This is a genomic window from Promicromonospora sp. NPDC057488, assembly GCF_042802395.1.
GTDB lineage: Bacteria > Actinomycetota > Actinomycetes > Actinomycetales > Cellulomonadaceae > Promicromonospora.
Window position 1 is genome coordinate 1 of sequence record NZ_JBHVEG010000046.1, and the last position, 18,481, is coordinate 18,481.

Here is an 18,481-nt window from a genome sequence, read left to right on the forward strand (position 1 = left end):
GCTGAGGGCGGCCGGCGGCGCGTCCGTGCGGGCCTGCAGGTCCACGCGGTGCGCCCCGCAGCCGGTGCACCGCACGTAGAGCACCCAGCCCGCCGAGGTGGGGTGGCGCGAGTCCGTCGTCCACGAGTGTTCGGTCGTCGTCATGCCGCCCACGATGCTGTAATGGCCTTGTGCATCTCAACCCTTACGGCGAGTACGCCGTGCTGCTCGCCGCCTCCCTGGCCAACGACTGGCCGGACGACCGGGCGGGGATCGAGGCCCGCACCCGCGAGTTCGGCATGACGATGGAGTTCCGCGAGGAGCCCGCGGACCACGCGCACTCACGCCAGGCCATCGACGACTGGCTGCGCGTCGTGGACACGCCGGACCCCGAGCAGCGCGCCGCGCTGCTGAACGCGCAGATGGCCGCCGTGGCGGCCTACCCGCGCCTGACCGACCACGACGGCGAGGGCTGGCACCTGCACTACCGGGACGAGAACCAGGTGCTGTCCGCGGTGCTGCGGGCCGTGATCGGCGTGGGCACCTCCCTCCACCTCGTCACGCGCGGCATGCACCGGCTGGCGCGCTGCGCGTCGGAGCCCTGCACGAACGTCGTGGTCGACGTGACCCGCAACGGCCGGCAGCGGTACTGCTCGGTGCGCTGCGCCAACCGCGCCGCGGTGCGACGGCACCGCGGGCGATCGGCGCCCTAGCTCAGCGCCAGAGCTCGGCCACCTGCCCGACCAGGGCCCTGCCCTGGTCGAGCCCGGCCCGTGCGGCGGCCGGGCGCAGCGAGTAGTCCATCGCGTTGGCGCCGAACATGTGCTCGGCGTCGGGGCCCGGGAAGACCGTCACGACCCGGCTGCCTCCGCTACGCAGCGCGCTCACCTGCGTGGCGAGGTCGAGGCCCCAGTGGGCCGGGGTCCGCGTGCGGCCGCCGAACGGGGACAGCACGAGCACGCGCGCGTACCCCGTCGCCAGGTCGGCGTTCTCGGCGTTGGCCCGGTAGCCGCCGTCGATGTACCGGCGCTCGCCGATGCGGTACGCGAAGCCGCTGGAGCAGCTCGCCGCGACGGCGTCCGCCAGGCCGACGCCGCTGTGCCGGTCGAACACGACCGGCTCGCCCGTGCCGGCGTCGACCGCCGTGAGGAGCACCGTCCGGTGCGGCCACTGCTGGTCGGGCAGGCGGGCGGCGACGGTGGTGCGCCACTGTGCCTGTACGGACTCGTCCGACGTGCCGGGTAGGTCGAGCGCCGCCGCGCCCAGCCCGCGGCGCATGTCGGCGACGTCCGCGGACTCGGTCATGATCCGGCGGGTGCGTTCCATCTGGTCGGCCGCTGCCCGGACCCGCGCGGGGTCCTGTGCCGGCCTGGCGCCGGCGGGTGCCGGGGCGGCGAGGACGGCGGCGTACAGCTCGGCGGGAGTAGCTCCGCCGAACTGGGCCGCGGCGGTCGAGCCGGCCGACGTCCCGACGGTCAGGTCGGCGTCGGTCACGTCGAGGCCGGCGTCGTACAGGCCGGCCACGACGCCGATCAGCCAGGCGTTGCCGGTCGAGCCGCCGCCGCCGAGGACGAGTGCGCGGGAGTCGTCGGGCACAGCAGTAGAGGGCACAGCGGAAGAGGGTGTGGTGTTCATGGGAGTCGCCTTTCGCGAAAAGCCGGTGCGGCGCTCCCGTGGCGACTAGATCGCCGCTGGGATCGTGGACTGCGGGGGAGCACCCGGTGCGGTCACTGCGTTCACGGGTCTCACCTCCTGCGGTCGGTTCACGATCACCGCAGACGCTACCGGTCCGCCGTCGGGCCGCGCAATCGGCTGTGCCACCATGGCCGCGTGCCGACACACCGTGACGTCGACCTGATCGCCCTGCGCGAGGCGCTCGAGGCCTCGTGGAGCCCGCGCACCTCGTACGGCGGCGTCTGGGAGCCGGGCAACCCGGCGCTCGGCCAGTGCTATCCGACGTCGCGCGTGGTGCAGCACTTCCTCCCGGCGAGCGAGATCGTCAAGGGCGTCGTGCGGACCCCGGTGCGCGACGAGGTGCACTTCTGGAGCGAGCTGCCGGTCGGGGCGGGCACGGTCGCGATCGACCTCACCTGGCAGCAGTTCCCGCCCGGGTCGGTGGTCACGGCCCGCGAGGTGCTGGACCGGGAGCGGCTCGGCGACAGCCCGCCCACGGTCGCCCGGTGCGCGCTCCTGCTGGCCGACGTCGAGCGGCACCTGGCCGCACGCGCGACGTCAGAGGGCTGACCGGCCCGCGCCGTCCGCCCCCGGGGACCGCACGCCGAACCACTACTCGGCGCGCTACCGACGCGGGGTCACCCGGCGATCCTCGGTGCGCACCGCATGCCGATGTAGCAGCAGGCGTTCCCGTCGGGGAGGGTCGCGAACACGACGGGCATGTAGCCCTCGCTGAAGGACGGGCCGGCGCCGGTGGCGGCGAACACGGTGCTCGACAGCGGGAGCAGCTGCCCTTCGATGGCGGGGGAGAGCCCGGCCATGTCGTCCATGAACTCGTAGCGCACCCGTCCCTCGCCGTCCTGCTCGAAGATGGTGATGCGGACGCCCTCGCGACGGTAGACGCCGACGTGGGGCGTGAGGTCGACGGCGGGCGGCTCGGCCGCGGGCTCGAAGGCTCCGGGCATGGTGACCCCGGCCAGCTCGGCGAGCAGCTCCGTGAGCAGGTCGCCGTAGAGCTGCCGGGCGCCTCCGCCGTTGGTCAGCAGCGAGACGGCGACGCCGGCGTGCGGCACCACGCGCAGGTAGGCGTACTGGCCGATGGCGGCGCCGTCGTGGCCGTACCCGGGGATGCCGTCCCAGTCGTAGAGCGTCCAGCCGAGCCCCCAGCCGTCGGCGCTCACGGTCCACTTGTCGGGGACGCCGGTGACCCGGCGCTGCATCTCCTCGACCGCGCCGGCGGACAGGACCCGGCCGCCGTCGGGCGTGGAACCTCCGTCGAGGTGCATCCGGGCGAGGCGGACCATGTCGGCGGCGCTGGTGATGACCCGGCCGTAGGGCCCGGCGGCGCGCGGCATGAGGTCCCAGGCCGGCGCCGGCTCCGGGTAGGCGCCGGGCTCGCCGAGGTGGCTCATGGCGGTGCGGAAGGCGAGCGCCTCCTCGGGCAGCGTCATCGAGTGCGTCATCCCGAGCGGCGCGAACAGCAGGTCCTTCAGGGCCTGGTCCCAGGTCGTGCCGGTGAGCACCTCGATGATGCGGCCGAGCACGACGTAGCCGACGCTCGAGTACGACACCATGCCGGGCGGGCAGTCGAGGGGGAACGTCGCGGCCGCCGCCACGAAGCGTTCGAGGCAGTCGTCGCCCCGTCCGCCGTCGTAGTTGAAGTCGCAGGTGAGGCCGCTGGTGTGCGAGAGCAGCTGGCGCGGCGTGATGGTCCTGGACGCCTCGGGGTCGGCGACGGTGAAGTCGGGCAGGACCGCGCGGACCGGGGCGTCCAGGTCGAGCCGCCCCTCGTCGGCGAGCCGGGCGATCGCCGTCGCCGTGTAGACCTTGGCGACCGAGCCGGTCAGGAACAGCGAGTCGGTGGTGGTCTCGACGCCGGTCCCGGTGTGCAGGCGCCCGGTGGCGAGCTCGTGGATCTCGCCACCGGTGAGGACGGCGAGGGTGGCTCCGGGGACGTGGTGGGTGGCCGCGAGCTGGTCGAGCCGGGTCTGCCAGTGGCTGAGGTCGAAGTTCATATTGAACACCGTACAATTAAACTGAACGCTGTGCAATTGTCGTAGGGTGGGAACCTCACCGAGGATCGAGCAGGGGGACGTATGCCGGACGAAGCAGCCGCGCCGCCACGGTCGCGCGCGGGCCGACGCCGCAAGGGCGAGCCGGCGCTGAGCCTGGACCAGATCGTGTCCGAGGCGCTGGCGCTGCTCGACGAGGAGGGGCTCGACGCGCTGAGCATGCGCCGCCTGGGGACCCGGGTGGGGGCGGCGGCGACCGCCGTCTACTGGCACGTCTCCACCAAGGACGAGCTGATGGAGCTGGTGGTCGACGAGGTCTACGGGGAGATCGTGGTGCCGGACGTCGAGGATCCGGCGGGCTGGCGCGCCGCGGTCACCGCCTGCGCGTCGAACCTGCGGGCCGCGATCCTGCGCCACCCGTGGATCACCTCGGTCCTCGACGAGGTGGGCGTGACCTACCGCGGGCCCCACCTGATGCGCGTGTCCGACCGGATGCTCGCGCTGTTCGAGGCAGCCGGGTTCGACCTGATTCCGGCCGACCGCTCGCTCGGCACGGTCCTGGCCTACGTCACGGGCATGGCGGGCGCCGAGGCCGCCGCGTCCCGGCGGGGCGCCGGGGAGGAAGGGCCCCGGGCGGACGCGCTCGAGGCCGCCGAGGCCGCGGCGGAGCGGTACCCGCGGCTCCAGGCGCTCTACCAGGCCTACCGGGAGCGCGGGCCGGCCGACGGCGACGACTTCGCCTACGGGCTCGGCGTGGTGCTCGACGGGATCGAGGCACGCCGGGGCCGCTGACGCCCGGGAGGGTGACGCCGGCAGCGGATGTCAGTGGCGGGAGGCAGGATCGGGGGTAGTGGACCCGACCTGGAGGACGTCATGGCTGACACACCCACCACCCCGGTGCGTACCTACCCCCACGGAGTGCCGAGCTGGATCGACCTGGAGACGCACGACGTCGACGCGGCGCTCGCCTTCTACGCCGACCTGTTCGGCTGGCGGTACACCGAGCGGCTGCCGCCCGGCGCGCCCGGGCGCTACGTCGTCGCGTCGCTCGACGGCACGGACGCCACGGCGGTCGGTGCCATCGGGACGCCGTCGGCGGGCTTCGACGGCGAGGTCCTGTGGCACACCTACATCGCCGTGGACGACGCCGACGCCGCGGCTGCCCGGGTCGTCGAGCTGGGCGGAATCGTGAGCTCGGGGCCCGAGGACGTCGGGCCGCCGGGGGAGCCGGCCGGGCGGATGGCCCGGATCGTCGACCCGCAGGGCGCGACCTGCCGGCTGGTCCAGGCGGGCACGCGCCCCGGCGCGCAGTCCGTCAACGCGCCGGGCACGTGGAACTTCAGCAACCTGCACACGCCGGACATGGACGCCGCGCTGCGCTTCTACGGCCCGCTGCTCGGCTGGGAGCACTACGCGGACCTCGGCGGCGGCATGCTGCGTGTGCCCGGGTACGGCGACCACCTGGCCCGCACCTTCGACCCGGGCATCTACGAGCGGCAGGAGGGCGCGCCGGACGGGTTCGCGGACGTCGCGGCCGGGATCCTGCGGGCCGACGGCCCCGCGCACTGGTCCGTGACCTTCTCCGTGGCCGACCGGGACGCGTCCGCCGCCGCCGCGGAGCGGGCGGGCGCGACCGTCCTGGCGCGACAGGAGACCGAGTGGACCAAGGAGGCAGCGATCCGGGACCCGTTCGGCGCCGAGCTCTCGCTGTCCCAGTTCTCGCCGCCGGAGTGGTTCGAGGAGGCCCGGGGCGGCGACTAGGCGGCGAACGCGTACCGGCCGGACGCGACCCGCACCAGCACCACGCCGTCCTCGGTCGACACGCCGGCGACGCCCTCGGCGTGCGCCAGCGGGCGGCCCTGCTCGGTGACGGCGTCCGGGCCGGAGGCGGGCAGGCGTACCGTCGCCGTCGATCCGACGGGGACGGTCACGTCCAGCCGGAGCCGGCCGCCCGTGCGCCGCCACTCGCTGGCGACCCGCCCGAACGGCGTCCGGACGGACGCCGCCGCCCGGTCGAGGTGCTCGGTGACCGCGGGGGCGATCGTGATGTCCCGGTAGCCGGTCTCGGGCGAGGCCTGGATGCCCGCGACGTGCTGGTAGAACCAGTCGTCCACGGTGCCCAGGAAGTAGTGCCCGTACGAGCGCGCCTCCAGCGACCAGTGCTCCCACATCGTGGTGGCGCCGTGCTCGATCAGGTAGCCCCAGCTCGGGTACCGGGTCTGGGTGGCCAGCTCGTAGGCGACGTCGGCGTGCCCGTGCCGGGTCAGCACCGGCAGCAGCCACTTGGTGCCCAGCACCCCGGTGTTGAGCGTGGTGCCCTTGGCGCGCACGTCCGCGACGATGCTGTCGACCACCCGCGTAGTCGTGGCGGCGTCGGGCACGAGGCCGAACTCCACGGCGAGCACGTTGTGCGTCTGCCGGTACCCCCGGTCGCCGTCGCCCCGGTAGAACCCGGCGTCGGCGTCGAGGAACTCGGCGTTGAAGGCGGCCTTGACCGTGGCGGCGTTCCGGGCGAAGTGCTCGACGTCGGCGGCCTTGCCGAGGAACCCGGCGCTGCGCCGCATGAACAGCATCATCGAGTACAGGAACGCCGTGGCCGAGACGCGCAGGTCCTCCGGCGCGTTGCCGCCGGCGGGGCTCGCCTCCGGGCTGACCCAGTCGCCCAGGCGCGCGTCCGGGACGATCCCGCCCTGGGACCGGTCGAACTCCAGGTCGACGTACCGCTTCATGCCGTCGTAGCACTCGGTCAGCACCCGCCGGTCGGCGCCGTACTGGTAGAGCCACCAGGGGATCATCACGTAGGCCGCGTGCCACGGCGGGCACACGCCCCACTCGCCCCAGTCGCCGGAGCTCGGCGCGATGACCAGCGGCCGGCCCTGCTCGTCCCGGGTCTCGTGCACGTCGCGCAGCCACTTGGCGAACAGCTCGTGCACGTCCAGGTTCAGCAGGAACATCTCCGCGCCGACGGCGGCGTCGCCGGTCCAGCCGTTCTTCTCGAACATCGGGGTGTCGGTCGGGATGCCGTGGATGTTGTTGGTCAGGGTGTCCACCACGGCCCGGTGGGTGCGGTTCATGATCTCGCTGGAGCTGTCGAACGTGCCCGTCTCGGCGGCGGCCGTGTGCACCACCTTCGCGGTGAACGCCTCCGGCGGCGGCGGGCCGTCCTGCGGCCACCCGGTGACATCGATGTACTGGAAGCCCTTGTACGAGAACCGCGGCTCCCACGTCTCCGCCTGCCCGGTGCCGGCCAGGGTGAACCGGTCGGTCTGGAACCCCGCCTGGAAGCCGCCGTTGTTGCTCAGGTTCACGCGCCCGGCGGTGGTCAGCTTCTCGCCGTGCGCGACCCGGACCGTGGCCCCGGCCGGACCCGTGACGGCGTACCGCACCCAGCCCGCGAGCACGCGCGGGAACCGCACCACGTACACGCCCGGCTCGGGCTCCGTGACCTCGACGGCGGGCAGCGACTCGACCACCTTGACCGGCTGCTGCCGCTGGTTGACCAGCGCGCCGCGCGGGCCGGACGCCACGGTGGCTGCGGCCCACGCGTCGTCGTCGAACCCGGCCGTGTCCCAGCCCGGCAGGGTGCGGCGCGCGTCGTAGGCCTCCCCGCCGTAGAGGTCGTCGAACACCGTGGGGCCCGCGTGGAGGCGCCAGGTCGCGTCCGTGACCACCTGCTCGACGACGCCGTCGGCGTACTCCAGGCGCAGCACCGCCCGGACCACGGGCTCGTCGTGCCATGGCGGCGCCTCCCACCGCCACACGTTGCTGCCCGTCATGCCGTAGAAGCCGCGGCCGAGCTCGACGCCCAGCGCGTTGCGGCCCTGCAGCAGCCCGCGCGTCAGGTCGGTGGCCGTGTACTGCACGGTGTCGTCGTAGTCGGAGAAGCCCGGCGCGAGCACCTGGTCGTCGGCGGGCCGGCCGTTCAGCGACACGTGCGCGTACCCGCCCGCGGCCAGGTAGAGGGTGGCGCGTCGCAGGCCCGCCCGGACGTCGAGCTCCTTGCGCAGCAGCGGCGCCGGCAGCGGGTCCGGCGTCGGCAGGCGTACCCCGCTGCCCCAGGGCCCGGAGCCGTAGGTCGCGATCTGGGCGGCCTGGTCCCAGCCGGAGTCGTCGAGGTCCGGCCGGGCGAAGTCCGCCTCGAAGGTGGTGGCGGCCTTCCAGCCGTCCCCGCTGGTCAGGGTCGCGGTGGTCCCGTCCGAGTACGTGAGGCGGACGACGGCGAGCACGGCGCCCGCGCTGACAGCGTCGTTGGCGCCGCGCACCGCGAGCACCGTGCCGCCGCCCGGGCCGCCGGACAGGTCGGCCGCGTAGAAGCGGGCGGCCTGCCAGCCGTTCTCGGCGGGCTCGGTGCGGCCCACCTCGGCGCCGTCGACCCAGAGCGTGAACGCGTCGTCGGCGGTGATCAGCACCTCGGCCCTCGTGGCCGCCGCGCCCGCGGGAGCGGACGGCGTGATCCGGAACGCCCGGTCCTGGCCGGGCAGCTCGCCCTCGGCGGCCCACATCCACGCCGCGCCGTCGAACCGCAGGTCGGTCACCTGGTCCGGGCCACGCTCGTTGCCGATCCACTCGGCCCCGGCCCAGTCGGCGTCGGCGTACAGCCCGGTGCGGAACGACGACGTCGTGGTGCTCCGGCCGCGGTTGGTCACGACGTCGACCCGCCAGGTGTGTTCCGTCGCGGGGGCCAGCGCGGGCCCGGCGTACTCGACGTTCGCGGACTCGCGGGACGGCACGACGCCGCTGTCCCACACCTGGCGCGGCCGCGGCCCGCGGGTGCTGACCCGCAGCCGGTACGACTCCTGCTCCACGCCGCGCCGGCCGGACTCGACGGTCCACGAGAACCTGGGGCGGTCGACGTCGATCCCGAGGGGGCTGGTCTTCTTCTCGACGAGGGGGCCGGCGAGGCGCACGTCGCCGGGGCCTTCGTGCTGGCGGGGCCCGGCGGGAAACACGGCTGCCGTCGACGCGACGCCGGCGGTCTTCAGGAACGTTCTGCGGTCCAGGGCCATGACGCCTCCAGGCGGCTGCGATCGGGTGAGAAGCGAGCTCCGTTGCAACGTTTCAACCACGCGGACGTCAGTTTAGGGGTGATTTGTCGCGTTGGGCCAGGGGTGGCGGAACTACCGACCATGCAGTTGCTGCCAGATTCGCTTCCGGTCTGGCAGCAGGTGCATGGTCGGTAAGGCGTCAGCGCGCGGCGGTGCCCGGCCGCGTCAGCCCGCGGCCGGGAACGCCTTGCCCGGGTTGAGCAGCCCCCGCGGGTCCAGCGCGTCCTTGACCGCCCGGTGCATCGCGAGCACCGCCGGGCTCAGCTCGGCCGCCGCGCCCGCGAGCTTGAGCAGGCCGACGCCGTGCTCGCCGGTGACCGTGCCGCCCAGCGCCCGGCACTCGTCGACGATCCGGTCGAACGCCGCCTTGGCGCGGGCCTTGGCGGCGTCGTCGCCGTCGGGCGCGATGATCAGCGGGTGCAGGTTGCCGTCGCCGGCGTGCGCGATGTTCGCGATCACGACGTCGGCGTCGCGCGCGATGCGCTCGATGCGGCCCAGCATCTCGGGCACGGCGCCGCGCGGCACGCAGACGTCCTCGGTGAGCACCGGGCCGAGCCGCTCCAGCGCGGGGTAGGCGAGGCGGCGGGCGAGGAACAGCCGGTCCACCTCGTCGGGCGCGAAGGCGCGCTCCACCTGGGTGCCGCCCGCCTTCTCGAAGAGGCCGGCGACCCGCTCGGCGAGCGCCTCGCCCGCGGCCCCCGGCTCGTCGACCTTGGCCAGCAGCAGCGCGGCGGCGCCCTCGGGGAGCGTCCAGTCCTGCCAGTCGGCGACGGCGCGCAGGCACGTGCTGTCGATGAGCTCCAGCGCGGCGGGCACGATCCCGGCGGCCGAGACGGCGGCCACCGCGTTGCCGGCGTCGGCCAGCGAGGGGAACCAGCCCACGATCGCGCGGTCCTCGCGGCCGCCCAGCGGACGGAGCTTGAGCGTCACCTCGACGATGATGCCCAGCGTGCCCTCGGAGCCGACGAGCAGACCGGTCAGGTCGTAGCCGGTGACGCCCTTCGCGGTGGTGCGCCCCAGCCGGGCGACCGAGCCGTCGGCGAGCACCACCGTCAGGCCGAGCACGTAGTCGCGCGTGACGCCGTACTTGACGCAGCACAGGCCACCCGCGTTGGTGGCGACGTTGCCGCCGATCGTCGAGATGGCCTGGCTCGCCGGGTCCGGCGGGTACCAGAGCCCGTGCTGCGCGACGTGCCGGCGCAGGTCGTCGTTGAGCACGCCGGCCTCGACGACGGCGTAGCGCTCGGCCGCGTCGACCTCGCGGATGCGGGTCATCCGTTCCAGCGACAGCACCACGGCGCCGGCCATCGCGTTCGCCCCGCCCGACAGACCCGTCCCGGCGCCGCGCGGCACCACGGGGGCGCCGTGCTCGCCGGCGATCCGGACCGTGGCGACGACGTCGTCCAGGCTCGTGGCCAGCACGACGGCGGCCGGCGTCGTGTAGTCGGCCCACTCGGCGTCGTCATGGGCGTAGCGCTCGACGTCGGCGCCGCCGGTGAGCACGGCGCCGTCGGGCAGGGCGGTCTGCAGGGCCGCGGCCAGCGCGGACGATTCGTCACGGGTCATCGCTTCGGATCGTACGCGCGGCCGGGGCGGCGGGTCTCACGGCACCAGGATGGCGCGCCCGCGCACCCGGCCCGCGTCCAGGTCGTCGATCGCCGACTGGAAGTCGTCGAGGGCGTACTTCGCGGTGTGCAGCGTGACCGCGCCGCGGGCGGCGAGCACCATCAGCTCGCACAGGTCGTTGTACGAGCCCACGAGGTTGCCGACGATGTTGATCTCGCTGGAGATGACGTCGATGGTCGGCACGTCGATGTTCTCGCCGTACCCGACCACGTGGTAGTCGCCGGCCTCGCGCAGCATCCGCAGGCCCTCGGACGTCGCCCCGCCCTCGCCGACGAAGTCGACCACCACCTCGGCGCCGCTCCCGCCGGTCGCCGCGAGCACCTCCTCGACGTGCGCGCCGTCTGCGACGACGCCGTGGTCGGCCCCGATGTCCAGGGCGAGCTTGAGCGCGTCGGGGTTGCGGTCGACGACGATCAGCTCGGCCGGCGTGAGCGCCCTGAGCACCTGGATGCCGATGTGGCCCAGACCGCCGGCGCCGATGACCACGCACCGGTCGCGGGCGGTCAGCCGCCGGGCCGCCTTCGCCGCCGCGTGGTACGCCGTCAGGCCGGCGTCGGCGAGCGCGGCGACGTCGGACGGCTCCAGCCGGTCGTCGATGCGCACCACGCTGCGCGCCGAGGTGCGCAGGTACTCGGCGTACCCGCCGTGCGTGTCGATGCCGGGGAAGGCGCTGACCGCGCAGTGCACGTCGTCGCCGGACCGGCACGCGCGGCACAGGCCGCAGGTGATCAGCGGGTGCACGATCACCTTGTCGCCCTCGGCGACGTTGGTCACCGCGCTGCCGACGGCGTGCACCCACCCGGCGTTCTCGTGCCCGATCGTGTACGGCAGGGTCACCCCGGACTTCTGCGCCCACTGCCCCTCGAGGATGTGCAGGTCGGTGCGGCAGACGCCGGCCCCGCCGATCTTGACGACGACGTCGAACGGCCCGGTGGGTTCGGGGACGTCGACCTCGGTCAGCTCGAGGTTCTGGTGGTAGCCGACCACCTGGACGGCTCGCATCCTGGTCATGGGGTGTGCTCCTTGGTGGGGGACTGGTCCTTCTCGGACCCGGGGTAGCGGGTGCGCAGCAGACCGCGGCAGAAGTGGGCGTTGCCGTCCACGGAGATCCGGGTGGACCGGGCCCGGCGCAGCGCCAGGGGCACCTGCTCGGGTGCGTGGCCGACGCCGTCGTGGTCCACCAGCACCAGCGCGTCGGCGTCGCCGGGCAGGCCGATCGCGGCCCGGCGGCGCAGCAGCGCCGCCGTCGTCGCGTCGTCCGGGAGGTCCCAGAGGCGGATCTGGCCCAGCTCGGTCTCCGGCAGGGTGGGCCGGGCCCGGAGCAGCGCGGTCAGGGCGCGCTCCATGGCCGCCGTGTGGGCCTTGCGCCGGAACGTCTCGCGCAGCTCGTCGAGGTCGCGGTCCGCCTCGTGCCGGAACGTGCCCCGGTACCCGGCGTCGGCGGCGAGGCCCGCGTTGATGATCGCCGAGTCGTGGTGGTCGTCGAGCTCGACGACGACGTGCGTCACGCCGGGCAGCGCCGTCAGGGCGTCCTTGCTGTCGGACGCCATGAGGTAGGCGAAGTTCGGCGAGCAGAACGACGTGGGCAGCCGCAGGTGCACCTCGACGCGGCCGCCGTCGAGCGCGATCGACCGCACGAACCCGAGGTCCGTGACCGGCTCGTCCAGCTCCGGGTCGAGGACGGCGTCCAGCGCGCGGCGCACGTCGGCCTCTGTCGGCGCGGGGGCGTGCACCCGAGTCAGCGTGCTCATCGCGCCGCCGCCAGGTCGGCCCGCTCCGGCTCGCGCGGCCCGACGGCGGGCTCGCCGGCGTCGGGCAGCCGCAGCTCCTGGGGCACCTCGATGCCGTACATCTTCGCGGCGTTCAGGCCGAGGATCTTCTTCTTCTGCGCCGTCGTGATGGGCCCGTACTCGGCCGACATGTCGTCCGGGATCTGGAAGTCCACGAACGCCTCGACCAGCCAGCGCGGCGTCCACAGCGCGTAGTCGGACGAGAACTGGATGCGGTCCTCGCCCACCCAGTACAGGAGCTCGCCCATGATCTGCGCGAAGTAGCGCGGCCGCGTGTGGATGAACGGCATCGCCACGGCCAGGCCGCCGTGCACGTTCGGCTCCTGCGTGGCGATCCAGCAGAAGTCCTCCAGCCGCGGCAGGCCCACGTGCTCCACCACGAAGTTCAGGTCCGTGAAGTCGGACGCCACGTGGTCGATGTCCGCGACGTCGAACGCGTCGCGGTCCAGCGGCCGGATAGTGGGGCCCTTGTGCACGTGGATGTTGGTGATGCCCAGCTCGCGGCACGCCTCGAAGTACCGGTACGCCCACGGGTCGCTGAGCTTGTAGCCGCGCGACTCGCCGTGCCACTCCGCGGTGTAGAGCTTCACGCCCTTGAGGTTCATCCGCTCGGCGTCGGCCCGGAGCCGGTCCAGGCCCGCCTCGCCGTTGCGCGGGTCGAAGTGGTGGTTGTACGTCAGCCGGTCCGGGTTCGCCTGCGCGAGGGCGAACGCCTCCTCGGTCTGCCCGAACCCGTTGACGTAGAACTCACCGAGGTGCGCCGGCTGGAAGATGGCGTGGTCCACGCAGCCGTCCTCGAAGAGGTCCCGCATCAGGCGCTCGCCGCCCTGGTACAGGTACTCCTCGTACGTCCACTTCTCCGAGTCCGGCGACAGGTTCGCGTGGTAGTCGTAGAAGCAGTCGATGAACTGCCTGCCGTGGATGTTGCGCTGGTTCTCCGGCCGCGCGTCCCACAGGGCGATGTGCGCGTCGACGATGAAGTAGCGCTCGCCGTCCTTGGTGTACATGCTGTTCTCCGTCCTCGGTGACCTCGTCGACACCGACTTCCGCGAACGTATGCGCGGCCCGGGCGGCACGGCAGGGGTCCGGTGTCTCAATCTGAGACGGCGCCCCGGACGGCGGCGAACGAGGCCCGGCGGTAGCGTGGGCCGCCGCACGCCGGGACGGACTGACGGAGGCTCGCGATGCGCGAAGGGCACCTGCCGGAGCGGGCGCGGTTGCACGACGCCTCGGTCGTGCGCGTGCCGCAGCGGCTGCTCGACTCCTGGCAGCGCAGCGAGGAGTACGGCGTCCCGCTGGAGGACGTCGAGCCGGTGTTCACCGGCACCTACGACGACGAGTCGCTGTTCTTCGAGTGCGGCCGCGAGGTGCTGACCAACCTGCACCGCACCCTCGTGGACGAGCCGGTCAGCCTGATTCTCACCGACGCCGACGGGCTGGTGCTCAACCGGCTCAGCGGCGACCGGTCCCTCCTGCGGTCGCTCGACGCCGTGCACCTGGCGCCCGGCTTCTCGTACGGCGAGCGCGAGGCGGGCACCAACGGGCTCGGGCTGGCGCTCGCCGACCGGGCACCCACCGTGGTGCGCGCCGACCAGCACTACGCCCTGAGCCTGTGCACCTACACGTGCGCCGCCGCGCCCGTGCTCGACCCGCTCACCGGGCGGGTGGAGGGCGCCGTCAACCTCACCACCTGGTCCGACACGTCGAACGACCTGCTGCTGGCGCTCGCCCAGTCGGCCGCGGGGACCACGGCGGCCCTCATGCTCGCCCGGTCCCGCGGGCAGCACCCGCGGCCGCAGCCGCGCGGCGAGGTCTTCCGGATCGAGAAGCCGCGGCCGGAGCCGGGCGCCGGCACCCTGGACGGACTGTCCGCGCCGTGGGCCGAGAGCCTGGCGCGGGCGAGCTCCGGCGTCGCCGAGGGCCGGGTCGTCGCCGCGGTCGGCGAACCCGGGTCCGGCCGCGCCACGCTCCTCGCCCAGGCCCAACGGTCGGTGCGGCCGGGGGACCGGATCCTCGCGGCCCGGGCGCCCGCGCCGCAGGACATCGACGCCTGGCTCGACCTCTGGACCCCCGAGCTCGACAAGCCGTACACCGCCGTCATCCTCCGCGGAGTCGAGAGCCTGCCGCTCTGGGCCGCCGAGCGGCTGCGCGACCTGGTGCTCGCCGCCCGCGCGCACGGCGGCGGCGACGCGGCCCGGCGCGTCGGGTTCGCGATCACCGCCGAGAGCTTCGAGGGCATCCCCGCGCCGCTGGCCTCCCTGGTCGAGTCCCTGGTGGAGGTCCCGCCCCTGCGCGACCGGCCCGACGACGTGCTCCCGCTCGCCCGGCACCTCGCCCATCGCCTGCGGGGGCACGAGATCGCGTTCACGCCCGCCGCCGGGCGCGCGCTCGGCAACCACCCCTGGCCCGGCAACGTGCGCGCCCTGGCCGACGCCGTCCGCTTCGCGGCGACCCGCGCCGACGTCGTGGACCTGCGGCACCTGCCGCCAGAGATCCTGTCGGGCACCTCGCGCCGGCTGTCCCGCATCGAGGCGTTCGAGCGGGACGAGATCGTGCGGGTGCTGAGCCGGTACGGGCCGTCCATGCAGGCCGCCGCCGACGACCTCGGCATGAGCCGGGCCACGCTCTACCGGAAGGTCTCGCAGTACGGGATCCAGGTGCCGCGGGCGTAGCGAGCCGCCCTCGGCTCAGGCCGTGGCCACCGCCCGCTCCAGGAGCGGCCCGCGGAGCTGCTTGCGCGAGACGATGCCGAGCTTCTGGAAGACCTTGCGCAGGTGCCACTCGACGGTGTGCGGGCTGATGAAGAGCTGCGTGCCGATCTGCGGGTTGGTCAGCCCCTCCCCGGCGAGCCGGGCGATGTGGGACTCCTGCGGGGTGAGCACCGTGTACGGCTGGGGCAGACGCCGGCGGACCGTCTCCCCGGCGGCCTGCAGACCGCGCCGGGCCCGCTCCGCGAACGCCTCCGCCCCCATCTCGCTGAGCATCTCGTACGCGACCCCGAGCTGCTCACGGGCGTCCACGCGGCGGTTGCCCAGGCGCAGCCACTCGCCGTACAGCAGGTGGGCACGCGCCAGCATCACCCGGACCTCCGTCCGGCCGAGCCGCTCGACCGACTCCCGGTACGCCTCCTCGGCGTCGGCACCCTCGCTCACCTGGGCGCGGGCGCTCGCGGCGACCCCGAGCGCCCAGTCGGTGCCGCTCTCCCGCGCCAGCACGCCGAGCTGCCGCGCGGCCTCGGCGGCCCGGGCGGGGCGTCCGCTGCGGGCCGCTGCCTCCACGAGCTCGGTCAGCGACCGGTTGAACGGGCCGCCCAGCGGCGCCGGGTGCTCGCAGCCGCGCTCGGCGGCCTCGTACGCCTCCTCGTAGCGGCCGAGCCCGTTGTAGAGCACTGCGCTCGCCCACCCGGTGGCGGTGGCCACCTTTCCCTCGCCGCGCAGGGCAGGGTTGCCCGCGACGGCGTCGACGGCCCGCCGGGTAGCTTCCTCCCGGCCCCGCCAGGGTTCGAGGACCAGCGCCGCGTACTGGGCGGGGAAGCGGCTTCCGGTCACCTCGCCCACTGTCAACGCCTCGGCGAGCAGCGCGTCGGCCACGGCGAGCTCGCCGGCCAGCGCCCGGTTCGACACGAGCAGGTGCAGCGCGGTCGGCAGTACCGACAGCGTCCCGGTCTCGCGGGCCGCGTCGACCAGCCGGCGCGACAGGGTGGTCCAGGCGTCGAACTCCCAGGTGTTGTGGGCCACGCGGCACGCCAGGGTGAGCCAGTCCAGGCTCTCCTCGGCGGAGCCGGCCTCGGCGCAGAAGGCGTCGAGGGCCGGCCGCACCAGCGGCACGCCCGCCGCGGCGCCCTCGGTGGCCAGCACCGCCGCGCCGTCGAGCAGCCGGTCCCCGCGGCCGGGCGGCGACCCCGCCGGCACCGCGAGCACCGCCCGCGCGACCTCCGCGAGGCGGCCGCCGCCGGGCAGGTCCCCGGCCGTGACGGCGGCCTCGAACGCGTCGCGGTAGGCCGTGCGGGCGAGTGCGGGGTCCAGCGGCTCCAGGTCCTCGGCCACCGCGACCAGGAGCGGCAGCGCGACGCCCGGGCCCGTGGACGCGAGGGCGACCTGACCGCGCAGCAGCGCGGACCGGGCCCGTTCGCGTGCGTCGAGGGGGCCGAGCTCGGCGGCGCCGAGCAGCTCCAGCGCGGCGTCGTACCCGCCGGCCTGGAGCTTGGCCCGGGCGGCGGCCAGCGCCCGCGTGCCGCGGCGGCCAGGATCGGGCGTGAGCTCGGTCGCCCGCTCCAGCAGCGCGGCCGACGCCGCGGCCCCGGCACGGGCGCGCACCCGCTCGGCGCAGCGCTCCAGCTCCGCGGCCACGGACTCGTCGTGGCCGGCGAGCGCGTTGGCCAGGTGCCAGGCCCGGCGCTCGGGGTCGGCCACGGGGTCGGTCGAGTCGGCCAGCGCGCGGTGGGCGTCCTGCCGGTCCTGCGGCGTCGCGCCCTGGTAGGTGGCCGAGCGCACCAGCGGATGGTTGAACAGGACGCGCGTGCCCAGGGTGATCAGCCCGGCGCCGACGGCGGGGGCGGCGCTCGCCAGGTCGAGGCCCAGCAGGTCCGCCGCCCGGTTGAGCAGGGTGACGTCGCCCATCGGCTCCGCCGCCGCCGTCAGCAGCAGCCGCCGGGCCGGGTCGGGGAGCGCCCGCACCTGCCGCAGCAGGCTCTGCTCGACGTCGCTCGACCCCGGCCGCACGTCGGGCCGGCCGAACCCGCCGGCCAGCTCGGCGGGCGTGAGCCCGAGCGGGAGGACGAGCAGGTCCCGCGGGTTGCCCTGCGTCTCGGCGACCATGCGGTCCCGGACCCGGTCGTCCAGCCGCCCCGGCGTGACGGACTCCAGCAGGGCGCGGGCCTCGCCGTCGCCCAGCCGTCCCACCTCGCGCTCGGGGAGCTCCGTCAGCTCGCCCCGCAGGTGGGGGTCGCGCACCGCGATCACCAGCCCGACCGCCGCGACGGGCAGCCGCCGCGCGACGAAGGCGAGGGTGCGCGCCGAGACCTCGTCCAGCCACTGCGCGTCGTCGACCAGGCAGACGAGCGGTCCCTTCTCCGCGGCGGCGGCCAGCAGGTTGAGCACCGCGAGGCCGACCAGGAAGCGGTCCGGCGTGTCGCCGGAGGTCAGGCCGAACGCCGTGGACAGGGCGTCGCGCTGCGGGCCGGGCAGACGCAGCAGGTGGTCCAGGAACGGGGCGCACAGCCGGTGCAGGCCCCCGAAGGCCAGCTCCGACTCGGCCTCGACACCCGTCGTGCGGAGGATCCGGCAGCCCGACGCGCTGCCCTGGGCGTACTCCAGCAGCACCGTCTTGCCGATCCCGGCCGCGCCGCGCAGCACCAGGACCGCGCTGCGGCCGGCCTGGACCGTCGCGACGAGCTGGTCCAAGGCCTCGCACTCCGCCTGCCGGCCGTACAGCGGCAGCCGCCGGTCACCGCTCGCGAGCAGCACCGTCGGGGCGGAAGGGATCGGTGAGGCGCTCATGCCACGATCCAAGTCGACGGTCGATCGCATGACGAGGCAGAACGGCAGGCAGAAGTAGGGGGCGGTCTCCGCCCGTGCCCCGGGGGGCCACGGCTCCCGGGGGATGCACCACGGACCCGACCACGGGGTCACCGTGGCGCGGTGCGCCCGACGCCCCGCCGAGGGTGATCGGCATGACGACACACGAGACTCCTACCGTCCCGGCCGAGCACGACGCGGCGCTCTCGGTCTTCCTCGCCCAGCGGACCCAGCTGGTCCGCATCGCCCGCCGGGTCACCGGCAACCCCGCGGAGGCCGACGACGTGGTCCAGGAGGCGTGGGTGCGCTGGCAGCGCACCGACCGCACGAAGGTGCGGAACCCTGCCGCGTTCCTCACCTCGACCACGACCAACCTGGCGCTCAACGTCATCCAGTCCGCCCGGTACCGCCGGGAGTCCCCGCTGTCCGCGGTGCCGGTGCCCGACGCCGCGCGCTCGGCCGCCGACCACGACCCAGGCGCCCGGGCCGAGCAGACGGGGGCCGCCGAGGAGGCGTTCGCGCTGCTCCTGACGAGGCTGACGCAGGGGGAGCTGGCCGCCTACGTGCTGCGGCGGGGCTTCGACTACCCGTACGCCGACCTGGCGCGCCTGCTCCGGACCAGTGCCGCGAACTCCCGCCAGCTCGTCAGCCGCGCGCAGGCGCGCCTCGTGGGTGACCGCGCGCACCCGGTGTCGCCGGCGGCGCGGCGTCGGCTCGTCGCGGCGTTCCTGGACGCGGCCCGCAACGGTGACCTCGGCGACCTCGAGCGGCTGCTGGTGGCCGACGACGGCAGGCCCGTCGCGCCGCCCGCGGCCGCGGCCTGAGCCCGGGGTCCGCGC

At 74.6% G+C, this 18,481-nt stretch carries 14 protein-coding genes; 6 read left to right on the plus strand and 8 right to left on the minus strand.

Going from position 1 to position 18,481, the window contains the following annotated elements; genetic code table 11:
- Positions 1-170: 170 nt before the first annotated feature.
- Positions 171-692 carry a CGNR zinc finger domain-containing protein gene (locus ACFU5G_RS11925; RefSeq protein ID WP_377244185.1) on the plus strand — a complete coding sequence of 174 codons (522 nt, stop codon included), beginning with the start codon at positions 171-173 and terminating at the stop codon, positions 690-692.
- A gap of 1 nt (position 693) precedes the next feature.
- Here the strand turns inward: ACFU5G_RS11925 and ACFU5G_RS11930 are convergent, their stop codons facing one another.
- Positions 694-1,614, minus strand: a complete 921-nt coding sequence (locus tag ACFU5G_RS11930) for a patatin-like phospholipase family protein (protein WP_377244188.1) — start codon at positions 1,612-1,614, stop codon at positions 694-696.
- 195 nt (positions 1,615-1,809) lie between these two features.
- Here ACFU5G_RS11930 and ACFU5G_RS11935 point away from each other — a divergent pair, with 195 nt between their 5' ends.
- A complete protein-coding gene (locus tag ACFU5G_RS11935; RefSeq protein WP_377244191.1) occupies positions 1,810-2,223 on the plus strand; it encodes a hypothetical protein in 414 nt (137 codons plus the stop codon).
- A 68-nt stretch (positions 2,224-2,291) separates the two neighbouring features.
- Here the strand turns inward: ACFU5G_RS11935 and ACFU5G_RS11940 are convergent, their stop codons facing one another.
- Positions 2,292-3,668, minus strand: a complete 1,377-nt coding sequence (locus tag ACFU5G_RS11940; RefSeq protein ID WP_377244194.1) for a serine hydrolase domain-containing protein — start codon at positions 3,666-3,668, stop codon at positions 2,292-2,294.
- An 81-nt stretch (positions 3,669-3,749) separates the two neighbouring features.
- On the opposite strand from ACFU5G_RS11940, the gene ACFU5G_RS11945 reads away from it, so the two are divergent.
- Positions 3,750-4,457, plus strand: coding sequence for a TetR/AcrR family transcriptional regulator C-terminal domain-containing protein (locus tag ACFU5G_RS11945; RefSeq protein ID WP_377244197.1), 708 nt, complete (start codon positions 3,750-3,752; stop codon positions 4,455-4,457).
- A gap of 81 nt (positions 4,458-4,538) precedes the next feature.
- Positions 4,539-5,426: a VOC family protein gene (locus ACFU5G_RS11950; RefSeq protein ID WP_377244200.1), complete on the plus strand. Its 888-nt coding sequence runs from the start codon at positions 4,539-4,541 to the stop codon at positions 5,424-5,426.
- Here ACFU5G_RS11950 and ACFU5G_RS11955 read toward each other — a convergent pair.
- From ACFU5G_RS11955 to ACFU5G_RS11975, 5 genes are all read right to left on the minus strand, one after another.
- Positions 5,423-8,671, minus strand: a complete 3,249-nt coding sequence (locus tag ACFU5G_RS11955) for a family 78 glycoside hydrolase catalytic domain (RefSeq protein WP_377244203.1) — start codon at positions 8,669-8,671, stop codon at positions 5,423-5,425. The two genes, ACFU5G_RS11950 and ACFU5G_RS11955, sit on opposite strands and share 4 nt — an antisense overlap.
- A gap of 204 nt (positions 8,672-8,875) precedes the next feature.
- The gene (locus ACFU5G_RS11960) at positions 8,876-10,276 is read right to left on the minus strand and encodes an FAD-binding oxidoreductase (RefSeq protein ID WP_377244206.1); all 1,401 of its coding nucleotides are present in this window, start codon (positions 10,274-10,276) and stop codon (positions 8,876-8,878) included.
- A 36-nt stretch (positions 10,277-10,312) separates the two neighbouring features.
- Positions 10,313-11,347 carry an NAD(P)-dependent alcohol dehydrogenase gene (locus ACFU5G_RS11965; protein ID WP_377244209.1) on the minus strand — a complete coding sequence of 345 codons (1,035 nt, stop codon included), beginning with the start codon at positions 11,345-11,347 and terminating at the stop codon, positions 10,313-10,315.
- The gene (locus ACFU5G_RS11970) at positions 11,344-12,087 is read right to left on the minus strand and encodes an iron-sulfur cluster assembly protein (RefSeq protein WP_377244212.1); all 744 of its coding nucleotides are present in this window, start codon (positions 12,085-12,087) and stop codon (positions 11,344-11,346) included. Before ACFU5G_RS11970 ends, ACFU5G_RS11965 begins: the two co-directional genes overlap by 4 nt.
- The gene (locus ACFU5G_RS11975) at positions 12,084-13,133 is read right to left on the minus strand and encodes an amidohydrolase family protein (RefSeq protein ID WP_377244215.1); all 1,050 of its coding nucleotides are present in this window, start codon (positions 13,131-13,133) and stop codon (positions 12,084-12,086) included. The genes ACFU5G_RS11970 and ACFU5G_RS11975 overlap by 4 nt, the downstream gene beginning before the upstream one ends.
- 177 nt (positions 13,134-13,310) lie before the next feature.
- Between ACFU5G_RS11975 and ACFU5G_RS11980 the strand changes: the two genes are divergently transcribed.
- Positions 13,311-14,798 (plus strand): helix-turn-helix domain-containing protein, encoded by a 1,488-nt coding sequence (locus ACFU5G_RS11980; RefSeq protein ID WP_377244218.1) that lies wholly within the window; start codon positions 13,311-13,313, stop codon positions 14,796-14,798.
- Between the two features lie 15 nt (positions 14,799-14,813).
- Here the strand turns inward: ACFU5G_RS11980 and ACFU5G_RS11985 are convergent, their stop codons facing one another.
- Positions 14,814-17,624 carry an AAA family ATPase gene (locus ACFU5G_RS11985; RefSeq protein ID WP_377244221.1) on the minus strand — a complete coding sequence of 937 codons (2,811 nt, stop codon included), beginning with the start codon at positions 17,622-17,624 and terminating at the stop codon, positions 14,814-14,816.
- A gap of 173 nt (positions 17,625-17,797) precedes the next feature.
- Here ACFU5G_RS11985 and ACFU5G_RS11990 point away from each other — a divergent pair, with 173 nt between their 5' ends.
- The gene (locus ACFU5G_RS11990; RefSeq protein WP_377244224.1) at positions 17,798-18,466 is read left to right on the plus strand and encodes a sigma-70 family RNA polymerase sigma factor; all 669 of its coding nucleotides are present in this window, start codon (positions 17,798-17,800) and stop codon (positions 18,464-18,466) included.
- The last annotated feature ends 15 nt before the right edge of the window (positions 18,467-18,481 follow it).

Coding starts and splice junctions, on each gene's coding strand:
- ACFU5G_RS11980 (WP_377244218.1), top strand. CDS start 13,311: ATGCGCGAAGGGCACCTGCCGGAGCGGGCGCGGTTGCACGACGCCTCG.
- ACFU5G_RS11945 (WP_377244197.1), top strand. CDS start 3,750: ATGCCGGACGAAGCAGCCGCGCCGCCACGGTCGCGCGCGGGCCGACGC.
- ACFU5G_RS11930 (WP_377244188.1), bottom strand. CDS start 1,614: ATGAACACCACACCCTCTTCCGCTGTGCCCTCTACTGCTGTGCCCGAC.
- ACFU5G_RS11950 (WP_377244200.1), top strand. CDS start 4,539: ATGGCTGACACACCCACCACCCCGGTGCGTACCTACCCCCACGGAGTG.
- ACFU5G_RS11965 (WP_377244209.1), bottom strand. CDS start 11,347: ATGACCAGGATGCGAGCCGTCCAGGTGGTCGGCTACCACCAGAACCTC.
- ACFU5G_RS11940 (WP_377244194.1), bottom strand. CDS start 3,668: ATGAACTTCGACCTCAGCCACTGGCAGACCCGGCTCGACCAGCTCGCG.
- ACFU5G_RS11960 (WP_377244206.1), bottom strand. CDS start 10,276: ATGACCCGTGACGAATCGTCCGCGCTGGCCGCGGCCCTGCAGACCGCC.
- ACFU5G_RS11985 (WP_377244221.1), bottom strand. CDS start 17,624: ATGAGCGCCTCACCGATCCCTTCCGCCCCGACGGTGCTGCTCGCGAGC.
- ACFU5G_RS11970 (WP_377244212.1), bottom strand. CDS start 12,087: ATGAGCACGCTGACTCGGGTGCACGCCCCCGCGCCGACAGAGGCCGAC.
- ACFU5G_RS11990 (WP_377244224.1), top strand. CDS start 17,798: ATGACGACACACGAGACTCCTACCGTCCCGGCCGAGCACGACGCGGCG.
- ACFU5G_RS11955 (WP_377244203.1), bottom strand. CDS start 8,671: ATGGCCCTGGACCGCAGAACGTTCCTGAAGACCGCCGGCGTCGCGTCG.
- ACFU5G_RS11975 (WP_377244215.1), bottom strand. CDS start 13,133: ATGTACACCAAGGACGGCGAGCGCTACTTCATCGTCGACGCGCACATC.